The organism is Hanamia caeni (genome assembly GCF_003721595.1).
GTDB lineage: Bacteria > Bacteroidota > Bacteroidia > Chitinophagales > Chitinophagaceae > Ginsengibacter > Ginsengibacter caeni.
Window position 1 is genome coordinate 114,225 of the sequence record NZ_RJJR01000005.1, and the last position, 13,847, is coordinate 128,071.

The 13,847-nt window shown below is 39.5% G+C and carries 12 protein-coding genes; 3 read left to right on the plus strand and 9 right to left on the minus strand.

The genetic code is table 11. The features are described from left to right. Positions 1–19 precede the first annotated feature (19 nt). The 6 genes from rsgA to EFY79_RS08020 all read right to left on the minus strand — a co-directional run bounded on the left by rsgA (position 20) and on the right by EFY79_RS08020 (position 5,443). Entirely contained in the window at positions 20–943 is a 924-nt protein-coding gene (gene rsgA / locus EFY79_RS07995) for a ribosome small subunit-dependent GTPase A (RefSeq protein ID WP_123120172.1), read from the minus strand. Positions 944–1,082: 139 nt separating this feature from the next. Further along, positions 1,083–2,087 (minus strand): vWA domain-containing protein, encoded by a 1,005-nt coding sequence (locus EFY79_RS08000; RefSeq protein ID WP_123120173.1) that lies wholly within the window; start codon positions 2,085–2,087, stop codon positions 1,083–1,085. Then, positions 2,077–3,030, minus strand: a complete 954-nt coding sequence (locus EFY79_RS08005; protein ID WP_123120174.1) for a hypothetical protein — start codon at positions 3,028–3,030, stop codon at positions 2,077–2,079. Before EFY79_RS08005 ends, EFY79_RS08000 begins: the two co-directional genes overlap by 11 nt. A gap of 6 nt (positions 3,031–3,036) precedes the next feature. Then, positions 3,037–3,960, minus strand: coding sequence for a DUF58 domain-containing protein (locus EFY79_RS08010; protein ID WP_123120175.1), 924 nt, complete (start codon positions 3,958–3,960; stop codon positions 3,037–3,039). Between the two features lie 112 nt (positions 3,961–4,072). Then, positions 4,073–5,074 carry an AAA family ATPase gene (locus tag EFY79_RS08015; protein WP_123120176.1) on the minus strand — a complete coding sequence of 334 codons (1,002 nt, stop codon included), beginning with the start codon at positions 5,072–5,074 and terminating at the stop codon, positions 4,073–4,075. 162 nt (positions 5,075–5,236) lie between these two features. Beyond that, complete coding sequence (locus tag EFY79_RS08020) at positions 5,237–5,443, minus strand: dodecin family protein (protein WP_123120177.1); 207 nt, start codon at positions 5,441–5,443, stop codon at positions 5,237–5,239. A 151-nt stretch (positions 5,444–5,594) separates the two neighbouring features. On the opposite strand from EFY79_RS08020, the gene EFY79_RS08025 reads away from it, so the two are divergent. Then, positions 5,595–5,936, plus strand: a complete 342-nt coding sequence (locus EFY79_RS08025) for a hypothetical protein (protein WP_123120178.1) — start codon at positions 5,595–5,597, stop codon at positions 5,934–5,936. 119 nt (positions 5,937–6,055) lie between these two features. After that, the gene (locus tag EFY79_RS08030) at positions 6,056–8,530 is read left to right on the plus strand and encodes a TonB-dependent receptor (protein ID WP_123120179.1); all 2,475 of its coding nucleotides are present in this window, start codon (positions 6,056–6,058) and stop codon (positions 8,528–8,530) included. A 55-nt stretch (positions 8,531–8,585) separates the two neighbouring features. Here the strand turns inward: EFY79_RS08030 and EFY79_RS08035 are convergent, their stop codons facing one another. After that, the gene (locus EFY79_RS08035) at positions 8,586–9,296 is read right to left on the minus strand and encodes a YebC/PmpR family DNA-binding transcriptional regulator (protein WP_123120359.1); all 711 of its coding nucleotides are present in this window, start codon (positions 9,294–9,296) and stop codon (positions 8,586–8,588) included. A 179-nt stretch (positions 9,297–9,475) separates the two neighbouring features. Between EFY79_RS08035 and EFY79_RS08040 the strand changes: the two genes are divergently transcribed. Continuing rightward, positions 9,476–10,792: an aspartate kinase gene (locus EFY79_RS08040; protein ID WP_123120180.1), complete on the plus strand. Its 1,317-nt coding sequence runs from the start codon at positions 9,476–9,478 to the stop codon at positions 10,790–10,792. A gap of 179 nt (positions 10,793–10,971) precedes the next feature. On the opposite strand, the gene EFY79_RS08045 is transcribed toward EFY79_RS08040, so the two are convergent. Together EFY79_RS08045 and EFY79_RS08050 are read right to left on the minus strand one after the other, a co-directional pair. Beyond that, entirely contained in the window at positions 10,972–13,113 is a 2,142-nt protein-coding gene (locus EFY79_RS08045; RefSeq protein WP_123120181.1) for a hypothetical protein, read from the minus strand. Positions 13,114–13,203: 90 nt separating this feature from the next. Next, positions 13,204–13,653, minus strand: a complete 450-nt coding sequence (locus EFY79_RS08050; RefSeq protein ID WP_123120182.1) for a LytTR family transcriptional regulator DNA-binding domain-containing protein — start codon at positions 13,651–13,653, stop codon at positions 13,204–13,206. Between the last annotated feature and the right edge of the window lie 194 nt (positions 13,654–13,847).

Genomic DNA, 13,847 nt, shown 5'->3' on the forward strand with positions numbered 1-13,847 from the left:
ATTAGAAAATCTTTTCTATTCACCATTTCTTATTGTCAATGGTTCCCAAAATATTCAGGTAGCTGATATATCGTTCCGGAGAAATTTTATTCTCTTCTACTGCAGGCTTAACTGCGCATCCCGGCTCTTCTATATGCATGCAATTATTGAATTTGCAGTCATGTATCAGGGCTTTCATTTCGGGAAAATAATGGGAAAGTTCATGAGGCTCAATATCCATCATCGCAAATTCACGCATGCCCGGTGTATCAATTATTTTTCCGCCAAAAGGAAGGTCAAACATTTCAGCAAAAGTGGTGGTGTGCAATCCTTTGCCGCTCCAGCCGCTTACTTCCTGCGTTTTAATGGTGTTTCCCGGAAAAATCGTATTGATAAAAGATGATTTTCCGACTCCTGAATGGCCGCTGATTAAAGTGATTTTATCTTTCAATAATTCCTTTACTTCTTCTACTCCTTCATTGGCTGCCAAACTCATGGAATATACCGGGTAGCCAATTTTTTCATAAATGGCTTTTATTTTTTCAAAATTTTGTTTCTCTTTTGCTTTGTGCAAATCAGTTTTATTAAAAACAATAATTGCCGGCACGTGGTATGCTTCCGATGCTACCAGAAACCGATCTATAAACCCTGTTGACGTTTTAGGATCTTTTAAAGTAGCTAGTAAGATGCTTTGATGAAGGTTGGCCGCAACGATGTGATGCTTAAATTTATTATGCGGCGATTGCCTCGTGATGTAATTTTTCCGGTCGTGAATTTTTGTTATGACGATAGATGCTTCACCTTCCTCTTTATCAATATCCACAATATCGCCAACGGCAATGGGGTTGGTGGAGGTGATGTCATCAATTTTAAATTTACCTTTTATACGCGCATTAAATTCTTCTCCCTTTTCATTTTTGGCGACATACCAGCTACCGGTAGATTTATAAATTAAAGCGGTCATGAAGGAAGGTTTATTGGTTTGTTGGTTAACTGGTTTAGAAGGGTTTAGATGGTTTAGATGGTTAGTGCTTTTGTCTTCCTGCTTCAGCTTTCTGCCTTGAGCCTTCTGCCTTGAGCTTCCGCCCTCTGCCTTCCGCTAATTAGGGAAATTTTTTAAAGAATGTAAATTTTAAAATAACCTCTAATAAAATTAACGCCAATGCGGCAAAAACAAATGGATAAAATTTTTCTGTATAATGATGAAATGTGGTTATTTCAACTTTCGATTTTTCCATTTGGTCGATCTGGCTATAAATTTTTTCAAGGCTTTGGTTATCGGTGGCTCTAAAATATTGGCCGCCTGTTTGCTTTGCGATATTTTTTAAAAGATCTTCATCAATCGATACCTTTTGATTTTGCATTACAATGCCGAGCGGTGTACTTACAGGAGTAGGTGCGTAACCATCAGTGCCTACGCCGATTGTATAAACTTTCACATGAAAAGTTTTCGCTATTTCCAAAGCCGTCGATGGATCGATTAGCCCGCCATTGTTCATTCCATCGGTGAGAAGAATTACGACCTTGCTTTTTGATTTGCTGTTTCTCAGCCTGTCTACGCTGGTGGCCAGCCCCGACCCAATCGCAGTGCCATCTTCCAGCAAGCCGTTCCTGATATTTTCGATTTGAGTTTTTAAAACATAATGATCGGTGGTGAGGGGGCATTGCGTAAAGCTTTCTCCTGCAAAAATTACCACGCCAATCCTATCTGAAGGGCGGTTATCCACAAATTCTGCTGCTACCTTCTTTGCAGCCTCCATCCTGTTGGGGGTAAAATCCTGTGCAGTCATGCTGCCACTTACATCAATGGCTAAAATGATATCAATCCCTTCGCCTTCTCTTTGAGTTTCATCAAACCTTGTCTGAGGCCGTGCCAGTGCAAGAATAATACAGGCCAGCGCAAACATTCGCAAAATAAAAGGGAATTGCTGGAAATAATTTTTCCAGGATTTTGATTCCATTAATCCCTGGATAGATGAAATAGCCAGCGCGGCCACTTGCTTTCTGCCCTTATGATACTTCCAGTAAATAAGCACAGGAATTACCAGGAGAAGCAGCAGCCACCACGGCTGCCCGAAAATAATATCCTGGAAATAATCAAATACCATCTTTATTTTCCCTGGTTTCCATGTTATGGATGTTTACAATCATTTCTTTTATTTCAGAAAAGCATTTCTGGTTTTCAAAATCAGCAGGAATAAACCGTGCAAATTTTACCGCATTTCCCATACGCAGGCAACTGGCAAAATTTCCAATCTTATCTTTTGGCAAATTCATCTGATTTAATTCTATCAGCAATTCATCTGTTGTCAGATACATCTGGTTGATGTTATTTTTTCTTGATAAATATCTTTTGAAAATATCTGACAACCTTGTATGATATTCTTTGTATTCCTGCTTTTCAATAAAATTTTCATTTTGGAGTTCATCCAATAGCTGCATCGCTTCCTCAAAAGGCGGAATTTTTGATTCAAAAATTTCATCGCTTTTTTTCTTTCTTGCCTTTCTGATAAAATAAAAAATGAGCAGGCCCAAAATAATTACCCCAAGCGCTATCAATGCCCATATCCACCATTGAAAAGTTTTATGAACTTCAATGATATTCTTAATGTCATGAAAAGGAAGCACGCTATCAGCCGGTGAATAGCCAACATTGATGGGTATCGAATCTGTGTAAATGGTAAATGTTGAATCGCCATCCAGCGTAGAAACGGAAAGTGGTAACGGGGGGATTATTTGCCGGCCGCTATCAAAGCTTGTGATAATTATTTGCTGGCTGAAATTTAAGTTGCCGTTTGAATAAGAAGAATCAATTTTTTCTTTGATAACAGGAACAAAATTTCCAAAGCTATCGGGTACCGAAAACCAGCCTAAGCGATAGGTATTGTCTGGCATTGAAGTGGCAACTTTGAAGTGTATTCTCTGGCCAATTAAAATATCATTTTTGTCGACAGTGGTTTTTACGGTGGGGGATTGGGCGAATGTTCTTTGCAGTGAAAACAATAAGCCGGTAAGAAAAACAAATTTGATATAGTAAACTCCTTTCTCCAAATCCTTTTAATGCGTTTTTTTTCTTCTTGTAAAAAATTGTTGTAAAATTTTTACATAGTCTTCATCTGTCCGGATATGCAGCAACTGGGCGCCCGCTCTTTTAAAAATCGTTTTGGTGGCCGTGCTGTGTTCAATGAAGTTCTGATGGTATTTATACCTGATCATCGAATCTGAAGTATTAAGCCATGCTACATTTCCTGTTTCAAGATCCTGCACCTTGGCCATGCCGATATCAGGCAGATGGCTGTCCATCTTATCATAAACTTTCAGGCCAATCACGTCATGCCTTTTTCCGAGCACACGAAGCGCATGTTCGTAATTGTCATCAATAAAATCGCTCATAATGAAGGCGATACTTTTCTGATGGTTAGACCTTGAAAAAAAATTAAGCGCTTCGCGGATGTTGGTGCCTTTTCGTTTAGGGGTAGCCGTTAGTAACTCCCTTACAATATACAGCGCATGGTCTTTGCCTTTTTTAGGCGGAATATATTCTTCTACTTTGTCGCTGAAAAATATGACGCCCACTTTATCGTTGTTGTTGATAGCGCTGAAAGTAAGTATCGCTGCCGTTTCAGTAATCATATCTTTTTTATTCTGATGAACAGTACCAAATAATGAGCTGGCGCTGATATCGACCAACAGAACGACCGTTAATTCCCGTTCTTCTTCAAACACCTTGGTAAAAGGATGTGCGTACCGTGCGCTCACGTTCCAGTCAATAAATCTTATATCATCGCCATGGTAATATTCCCGCACTTCCCTGAAGCGCATTCCCTTCCCTTTGAAGGCAGAATGATACTCACCGGTAAAAAGATGCGTGGTGAGCTTTTTGCTCACAATCTCCAGTTCTTTTACTCTTTTTATTATTTCGGCGGTGGTTAAAGGCAATGGTTGATTGGTTAATTGGGTTAATTGGTTAAATCGTTGCATTTAATAGGTGACTTATTATTTCCATAAAAAAGAAAATCGTATTATTTGTTTGTTTACTAAAACTCCTAAACTTCCAAACCCCTAAACGCTCAACTCCTCAACCCTAAACTCCCTAAGGAACATTCACGGCTTTCAAAATTTCATTGATCACCATTTCGATATTTATATTTTCGGCTTCGGCTTCATAGGTAAGCCCGATACGATGGCGCAGCACATCTTTACAAATATTTCTCACGTCTTCGGGAATTACGTATCCTCTTTTGTTGAGGTAGGCATAAGCTTTTGAGGCCAGTGCCAGGTTAATACTTGCCCTCGGAGAGCCGCCATAGGAAATCAATGGCTTTAGTTTTGAAAGATTATAGTTTTCCGGAAAGCGTGAAGCAAATACGATATTGATAATATATTGCTCCACCTTTTCGTCCATATATACTTCGCGCACAAGCTGGCGTGCCTGTAATACTTCAGAAGAAGATACAACTGCATTTATACGAGGCTGTTGAAGGCCAAGCACATTTTGCCGTATAATAGCCTGCTCTTCTGTTTTAGAGGGATAATCAATAATAACTTTTAGCATAAACCTGTCTACCTGCGCTTCAGGCAGCGGGTAGGTTCCTTCCTGCTCGATAGGATTTTGTGTGGCCAAAACCAAAAATGGTTCTTCCAGTAAATAAGAATCATTGCCTATGGTGATTTGCCGTTCCTGCATGGCTTCCAGTAAGGCGCTTTGCACTTTTGCCGGTGCCCTGTTTATCTCATCCGCCAGAATAAAATTTGCAAAGATGGGGCCTTTGCGCACCACAAATTCATTTCTCTGCTGGTTATAAATCATGGTGCCTATTACGTCAGCCGGTAGCAGATCCGGCGTAAACTGAATGCGGCTGAATTTTGCATTTATCGTATTGGCAAGCGATTTTATTGAAAGTGTTTTTGCCAGGCCTGGTACGCCTTCCAGTAAAATATGCCCATTGCTGAGAAGCCCGATAAGTAATCTTTCGAGCATGTGGCTCTGGCCAACAATTACTTTTCCAACCTCATCATGTATCTTATCAATCAACGATGCTGAGTGATTTATTTTTTCATTCAATAACCTGATATCTTCTGAAGTTTGTACCATTTTTTTTATGCAATATTTTTTTCGGTTTAAAGGCTTGCAAATTACGAACTACGGCTAAACAATAAATAAGTTTATATATAACCTTCACGGAAAGGTATGTTAAAAAATAAGGGAGCCGTAAATTGCTCCCTGTCAAAAATGAGTCTTCTTTCCGGGCAAAACTTATTTTTCGTCTACACGAAAAGAGACTTTACAAATTACTCCATAGGATGATACCTTTTCATCTTTTACATGAACTTTAAAATCTTTTACATACACAGAATCAATATTTTTTATTGTTTTAGAAACCTCTTTAACCGCATTCTGGATGGCATCATCGAAACTTGTTTCTGAAGAAGCTATTACTTCAATTACTTTTACAATAGGCATACTAAGAGTTTTAATTGTGAGATAAATATTTTAAACTATATCTGTTACAAAAGTTATTCCGCTTTTGTTGATACTTCGTGAAAACTTTCCGTATTGAATTCCGCGAAAAAACTTAAAAAGCTACCTTTGCAAAATCATTAATAAACACAGGTTGAAGCATATTAGTTATACCAGGAAATTTACAGGCGTTCTTTTGCTGGCTTTGTTTGTGCTTTGTAATACGCCCACAAAATACCTGCACGCAATATTTGCAAACCACTCGGATTTTATAAGCAAGACTTTAACCGAATCAAACCATCCTCAAATAAATGCACCCGGAATTGATTGTCATTGCCAAAATAATGTGATAATTGCTCCGTACACATTGCAGCCGGGCTTTGTTATCAAAGCCCCCGTTCGCTTTTTCAGGGGATATTTTATTTCTCCCGTTCAAAAATTTTCATATTCCCAACATGATTTCTTTGGCTTAAGAGGCCCGCCATCTATGAGTTAGTTTCTGTCACACGCAGTGAATACTTTTCCTCGTTAGCGCAGTAAATGGACATTTTATGCTGATTTATATTCTATAGATTGGCTCATCTTATTAAATTAGCGACTTTTCAAAAATTATTGATGAAAATTTTTTCTATTATAAACCTGATTGCGTTATTCAGCTTTTTATCTCTTTCCTCTACGGCTCAAAAAAAAGCAGCCCGCTTTTCTTTCTCAGGAATTATTACGGATACCGCTGGCACACCTTTGCCAGGTGCTTCTGTTCATATTCCCGATTTGAGGAAAGGTAATGTAGCAGATGCTACAGGCCACTTTGTAATCAATAATATTCCGGCAGGCAATTACCTTGTTGAAATAAATTATGTAGGCTATAAATCGATTGTAAAAAATATGGATTTTACAAATAATGTTGTTGAAAATTTTAGCATGCAAATTTCAATTGTTGAAGAAGATGCAATTGTTATCACGGGTTCTTCCAGGGCCAGTTCAATCATCCGAAACCCGGTTCCAATTGTTTCGATAAATAAAAAATTTCTGCAGCAAAATTTAAACACAAATATTATTGACGCTATTGCCACTGTGCCCGGCATCAGTGAAGTAACCACCGGCCCGAATGTTTCAAAACCTTTTATTCGCGGCCTTGGCTTTAACCGCATTCTTACTTTATACGATGGCGTTCGGCTGGAGGGGCAGCAATGGGGCGATGAGCATGGCATAGAAGTAGATGAAAACACGGTAGACAGGGTAGAAGTGGTGAAAGGCCCCGCCAGCGTGATATACGGTTCTGATGCCTTGGCTGGCGTCGTAAATCTTATTCCTGCTTCACCTCCTGCTGCCGGAAAAATTTCAGGAAATTTTTTAAACGAATACCAAACCAACAACCGCCTGATTGAAAATTCCTTAACTGTCGCGGGTAATACAAATGACATTACCTGGGGCGGAACCTTTACGCATAAAATAGCTACCAATTATAAAAACAAATATGATGGAAGGGTGTATAATACAGGCTTTGCAGAAACGGACGCAGCAGCCAGCCTTGGCATCAATAAAAGCTGGGGCTACAGCCATTTTGGATTTTCAATGTTTGATGACTTGCAGGAAATTCCGGATGGCAGCCGCGATTCTGCTACGCGGAAATTTACCAAGCAAATTACTGAGGCAGATGATTACCGGCCAATTGTAAGTGAGGCCGAATTGAATTCATATAAAATTTCAGCACTGCATCAACATGTGCAGCATTATAATTTTTACAATGCCAACAGCTTTAACCTGGGAAGCGGACGGCTCACCGTGAATCTTGCGTTTCAAAAAAGCACCCGTCGCGAATACAGCCATCCTGAAATTCAAATACCGGGATTGTATCTTTTATTAAATACCTACACTTATGATGCAAAATATTATTTTAAAGAAATAAATGGCTTTAGCATAACAGCCGGCGCAAATGGCATGTACCAGGATAATAATGTCAATAAGGGCACTGAATTTATTATCCCATCTTACCGTCAATTTGATATCGGTCCGTTTGTCTACTTAAAGAAAAGAATGGATAAACTGGAGATATCAGGAGGGCTGCGCTATGATGTAAGAAATTACCGCAATAATGATTTGTATTCCATTACAAATCCTGTAACAGGTTTTGATAAGGTAGTAAAAGGCAATGATACTGCCGGCGCTGATCATCTCTTTTATGCATACAAGCATTCATTTTCGGGTATGAGCGGAAGCATTGGATTTTCATATAAATTGAATGATCGGTTTAGCATCAAAGCCAATCTTGGAAGGGGATACAGGGCGCCAAACGTTTCTGAAATTTCTGCGAATGGGGTTCACCCGGGAACGAATATTTACCAGATCGGCAACCTTAATTTCAAACCTGAATTCAGCCTGCAGGAAGATTTGGGGGCTACGTTTAATTCAACCCATATTTCCATTACTGCCGATATTTTTAATAACACCATTCAGAATTACATTTACAACGAAAAGCTGCAAACCGCGTCAGGAGAGGATTCTATCATTGTCGCCGGCAATCAAACTTTTAAGTATGCAGCAGCAAAAGCGCAATTATATGGCGGAGAGTTGAGCATTGATGTGCATCCGCATCCATGGGATTGGCTGCATTTTGAAAATTCTCTTTCTGTTGTATATGGCGTCAACAAAGGCGTTGAGGGAGAGGCCAAGATTTCAGATAGCGCAAAATATTTACCATTTATCCCGCCATTGCATTCCATTTCTGAATTGAGGGCAAACATTAAGAAGGTAGGAAATGCTTTTGAAAATGCTTTTGTAAAAATTCAATTCGAAGTATATGCCGCACAAAACCGTGTCTTTCTTCAAAACAATACAGAAACGCCAACAGCGGGCTATCAGTTATTGAATGCAGGTTTTGGAACGGATGTGCTCAATAAATATGGAAAGCCGATGTTTACTATTTCTTTCTTTGGAAATAATTTATTGAATGTGGCTTATCAGTCCGGGCTAAACCGTTTAAAATATTTTGAACCTTATCCCGGCAATTTTACAGGGCATGACGGCATTTACAATATGGGAAGAAATTTCAGCATTAAACTGAATATTCCATTGCGATTTAAAGATTGATAGTAAACGGGCAAATAATCGCAATTTTATTTCTGTTTCAAGAGATTCAGGATTGCTATTTCAGGTTGTGATATACTTTTTGAACGTCATCGTCCTGTTCAAGATTGTCTACCAGCTTTAATACATCTTCAGCATCCTGCTCGGATAATTCAACCGTAGTAGTGGGTATGCGCGTTAATTCGGCAGTGATTACTTCTATCTTTCTATCGTCAAGAGCCTTGTTCATGTTGCCAAATTCAACAAATGGCGTGCGGATGATGATATTGCCTTCGCTGTCTTCACCTATTTCTTCCAGGCCATAATCAATCAGTTCAAGTTCCAGCTCTTCAATATCAATATTTTCATTTTTAATTTTGAACTCGCCCAAGTGATTAAATAAAAATCCAACACTTCCGCTCGTTCCGAGCGAGCCATTCCCTTTATTAAAATGCATCCGCACATTGGCCACAGTTCTCGTCGGATTGTCAGTAGCAGTTTCTACCAATACAGCAACACCATGTGGCGCATAACCTTCATATACTTCTTCATGATAATCGGATTTGTCCTTACCCATAGCACGCTTGATGGCCGCTTCCACGCGGTCTTTCGGCATGTTTACAGCTTTGGCATTGATGATGCAACGGCGTAGCGCGGCATTATTATCAGGATCAGGGCCGCCTTGTTTTACCGCAATATCAATTTCTTTTCCTATGCGGGTAAATTGCTTGGCCATCTTATCCCATCGGGCAAACATGGTAGCCTTTCTTACTTCAAATATTCTTCCCATTACTAATTCGTTATTAACTTTTTTGGTTGATTTGCTAACGGGCAAAACTAAAATCTATATGCTATAATTAAAAATTAAAAACCATCTCAGGATAAAAAAAGTGTAAACTTTCTTTTTGGAAAGTTTTTTCATATAAAATAATTTTGCGCGCGCTTTAATTTAAATAAAAAATTGAATTCATGAAAATAATGAAGTTTGGCGGCACGAGCGTAGGGAAGCCGGAAAGAATGGCTGAGATCAGGAAACTGATTACTAAAGATGATGAAACAAAAATTATTGTGCTAAGCGCGCTCAGCGGCACTACCAATGCGCTTACTGAAATAAGTGATGCCTTATCAAAAGGCGACAGGGAAGAGGCAAAGAAGCGCATTGATGCATTGGAAAGTCATTACCAGAATTTCATTGTGGAGCTTTTAAAAGACGAAACTTATTTTAAGAAAGCCAAAGAAACTCTTGCGGAGCATTTTGAATTTTTGAATATCATTTTAAAAATTTCCTACAGCGAAGCTTTAAATAAAGACATTCTTGCGCAGGGCGAATTGCTCAGTACCAAACTTTTCAGCATTTATTTAAATGAACAGGAGATAGCGCACGTGTGGCTTCCGGCGCTGGAGTTTATGAGCATTGACCAAAATAATGAACCGCAGGTAGCCTCTATTAGAGAAAAGCTTTCCAAACTTCTTGATATTCATAAAGGCACTCAGCTTTTTGTGACACAGGGATATATTTGCCGGAATGCTAAGGGCGAAATTGATAACCTCAAAAGAGGAGGCAGCGATTACAGCGCTTCTTTGATAGCCGCGGCTGTAGACGCTTCTGTATGCGAAATATGGACAGATATCAGCGGTATGCATAATAATGATCCACGTGTGGTAAAAGATACAAAACCGGTGAAACATTTATGTTTTGAAGAGGCGGCAGAACTGGCTTATTTCGGTGCAAAAATTCTCCACCCCGCCAGCATTTGGCCTGCCCAATATTTTAATTTTCCGGTCAGGCTTTTAAACACAATGGAGCCTGATGCCCCGGGCACTTTGATAGAAAGGGATTCTGATTCTGAAGGCGTAAAGGCCATAGCGGCAAAAGATTTTATTACGGCGATTAAAATTAAAAGCAGCCGTATGCTGCTGGCTTATGGTTTTTTAAGAAAAGTATTTGAAGTATTTGAAAAATACCAGACTTCCATTGACATGGTTACTACTTCTGAAGTGGCCGTTTCGCTTACGATTGACAATGATACTTATCTCAATGATATAATCAGGGAGTTGGAGATGTTTGGCAGCATTGAGATAGACAAAGCGCAAACTATCGTTTCGATAGTTGGCTATCATGTTGCCAAAACTGAAAACCTGTTGGCAAAAGTATTTGACAGCCTTACTGAAATTCCTGTGCGCATGGTGAGCTTTGGTGGCAGCCAGCATAATATTTCGATTCTTGTGGCCCATGAGCATAAAGAAAAAACTTTACAGCTTTTGAGCCATGGCCTTTTTGATTAGCGTTTTACTTCTTGTTTTGGAAATAAAAAATCAAACTATTTGTTTATCTGCTGTCGTTTATTATAAGCCGTATAATCAACCTATTTATTACAGGGATTAGTTTAAAAAATACGAACTCACCTTGGCTGGTAAGTTCGTATTAGTTGTCCTGTGTTTGCGATTATTTATTTATCCTTCATTTATTTTGCCGCATCGCGAAGGCAAAAGCCCTGCACATCATTGTTGTAGAAGCCGATGGTGTGGGAGTTTAAAATGGTTCTGTCCCACGCGTCTATTCTCACATTATAACCACACCTTGGTACGCCTGCAGTATGAATAACAAAAGTTCCGGATTTGCCGCCATTCGGTAATGTTCCGCCAATGTAGCTTAGACTGCTTGTGCCGGTGCCGTCTACATCTACTGTGGCCCCCTTAGCGGGTGTTACGCTTATCGTGAATGATCCTGCGTGGTCATCGATCATACTATAAGTTCCGGTTATATCAGTCCCTGTAGTAAAGTCTGCGCAATCCCCGCCGATTGCAGGATCAATATGAATATGAACATCGGGCCTTTCTGCATCCACCCACAATGACACACTTCCATTGGGATCATCGTAAATAATATTGGCCGCGTCTTTTGCCTGGATCCGGATTTGGTGCTTGCCTTCTTCAGTTGCATGATACCGTCCCAGCAAATCTGCGACAATATTGGTTACCGGGGTTTGTAAAAATGGTATCCATCCCTGCGCATCCGGGTTCAAAACAACATCATTTAACGAGCCAAGCGTATCGGTGGTTATCGTTTGTGTGTCCATTAAAGGTTGCTCCACGCTGCCGGGTTTTGTAACCAGGAACCGATATTTCATTCCGCCACCGGCAAAGAAAATATTTCCGATTAATTCCATAGTTCCATAGAACGGACTGTTTTTGGCTCCGCCTAAAGACGCTGCAGAGAAGGTGGTGGCCAATCCTGTAATGTCATTGATATCATCTACTGACATGCCTCCAACTTTTTCCAAAACTACCGTAGTCTGGCCGGGGTAAACATTCTTTGGTAATGGTTTAATTTCTACGTTACATTCTTCCCAATCTCCGTAAGAGGCTATATAATTCGGATTATTGGGTGGAGGAGGCACATTCCACGAAAGAATGGCTTTCACTTTAGCTTTGCCCGCAATACACCATTCTTTTTGATACGGAAGAAGATTTACAGAATGCATGACGTTGTACCATAATCCATCATTTGGAGCAGACGATATATCATGCACCGCGACTGAAGAGGTGCCGATATAAATATACCCGCCTCCGAAATCCATGTAAAACGCAACATATTCTTTACTTCCATGGTGGCATAAATCGCCCGAATAACCCAAAGGTTTTTTAAGGACTACGCTGGCATGCAGTGTATTTAGTTCCCTGTTTAAGGCCACACACTTTACCTCTTCGTAGGTGGTATTAAATTGGAGTAGCTTGATTTTGTTAACCAGGTCGGCCCAGTTAAATCCTTTTACATTGATGTTACTTTCAATAGGCGAAAGGGCAGAAATTTTTGAAATTTCATCAATTTGCTTCATTACAATCCGGCTGTCCTCTACCTGGCCTTTATATGCCTGTTGCAAATATTGGAGCGTCAATGGCCCCGGATCGGGCTGTGGAGGAATAGGCGGAATAAGGGGTTGTAACTTTTCGATATTTGCCAACAACTGATTTTGTATTGTATCGTCCAGCTTCACTCCTTTTTTAATATAACACCAGATGCTATGGCTAGGGGCTATCTGGATATTTGTTTCCATTACATTTCCCCACACGGGTATCCAGTTTGGCAAATTAGCAGGTGGCAAACTGTTCCACGAAAGGATGGCGCGCACTCTTGGAAGTATGGCGGCATCATCGCAGCACGAAGATTTTTTTGGTGTAATCTTTAGCCGGACGTTATAGCAATAAATATCTGCCGGAAGATCATGAACGTTCGTTGCGACAACTCCCTCATCAACCCAGGTTCCGTTCCGCAGGTAATCAACGTAAAAACGCACATACTCGGCGCTGCCGTTCGTGCATGGGCCACCACCATAGCCACCACTTTGCTTTATGGTGATGGCAGCATTCAATAATTGTAAATCAGGATTATAGCTTACACATTTTAATTCTTCATAAAAAACATTTCCGGCAATCTGTACCACGAGCTTTTCTTTGCTTTCTTTGAGATTCCCAAAATAGTTGGCGTTAGAAAGCTGCAGTGCTTTGAAATTTGACCGCAGATCCAAATATTCCAGGTCTTTTGGTGGTGTTACCGGCAAATCTTTTGTGGCTGTTATTTTTGTTGTTGAAATTTCTTTTGCCATAATGATATTTTTTGGGGGTTAAGATTTAGGGTTACTCCCAAAAATATTATTACCGGCTTTCTGTTGGCAACACTTTTACGTGATTTCATTTCACGTATAGCTGCTTTTTAGTAAATGGCTTAAAAACGGGGATATCCGGTGAGGGGTGGCTATTGAAAATCCATTGATTAAGTATAGAATCTTATGACTTTCATTGATATGCGAAAAATAATTGAGGTTGAGCACATAAAATTTATTGAGGCGGACAAAATTTTGCTTAGGCAACAGATTCATCAATTCTTTGAGCGTGCTGTGCCTTGTCATCCATTTCATTTTTTCTCCACAATTAATAAGCGTTTTTACATAATGGTCAGCGCTGATTCCAAAAATTATTTCATCAGAATGTGCCCATATATATTTTTCTTTCTTTTCTTCAAAACGGATAAACTCAATACAATTGGTACTTACATCCGCAGGGTTTGAAAGTGTAATAAAATTTCTCTTTTCGGAATAAATCGTATTTACGAGATCATTATTCATTATGTAATTGTGAATTCTCATAAATTTAAAAATGAGATTTTGGGTAACCGGTATATCAGGCGTTGACGCATGTTATTACTTTGGGCCAATGGATTATCAAATCTTAATCAGGGAACTTCTTTTGCACCGGGAACTATTTAAGGTTTTCTTTTTAATAAAAAAAACCTGAAACAGTTTTCACTAAAATGTAAAATGAAATTACAGTATTAAACAAT

Excerpts from the sequence above, each read along its gene's own strand:
- EFY79_RS08000 (WP_123120173.1), bottom strand. The coding sequence starts at position 2,087 with ATGGTATTTGATTATTTCCAGGATATTATTTTCGGGCAGCCGTGGTGG.
- EFY79_RS08010 (WP_123120175.1), bottom strand. The coding sequence starts at position 3,960 with ATGCAACGATTTAACCAATTAACCCAATTAACCAATCAACCATTGCCT.
- rsgA (WP_123120172.1), bottom strand. The coding sequence starts at position 943 with ATGACCGCTTTAATTTATAAATCTACCGGTAGCTGGTATGTCGCCAAA.
- EFY79_RS08050 (WP_123120182.1), bottom strand. The coding sequence starts at position 13,653 with ATGAGAATTCACAATTACATAATGAATAATGATCTCGTAAATACGATT.
- EFY79_RS08030 (WP_123120179.1), top strand. The coding sequence starts at position 6,056 with ATGAAAATTTTTTCTATTATAAACCTGATTGCGTTATTCAGCTTTTTA.
- EFY79_RS08040 (WP_123120180.1), top strand. The coding sequence starts at position 9,476 with ATGAAAATAATGAAGTTTGGCGGCACGAGCGTAGGGAAGCCGGAAAGA.
- EFY79_RS08045 (WP_123120181.1), bottom strand. The coding sequence starts at position 13,113 with ATGGCAAAAGAAATTTCAACAACAAAAATAACAGCCACAAAAGATTTG.
- EFY79_RS08035 (WP_123120359.1), bottom strand. The coding sequence starts at position 9,296 with ATGGGAAGAATATTTGAAGTAAGAAAGGCTACCATGTTTGCCCGATGG.
- EFY79_RS08020 (WP_123120177.1), bottom strand. The coding sequence starts at position 5,443 with ATGCCTATTGTAAAAGTAATTGAAGTAATAGCTTCTTCAGAAACAAGT.
- EFY79_RS08015 (WP_123120176.1), bottom strand. The coding sequence starts at position 5,074 with ATGGTACAAACTTCAGAAGATATCAGGTTATTGAATGAAAAAATAAAT.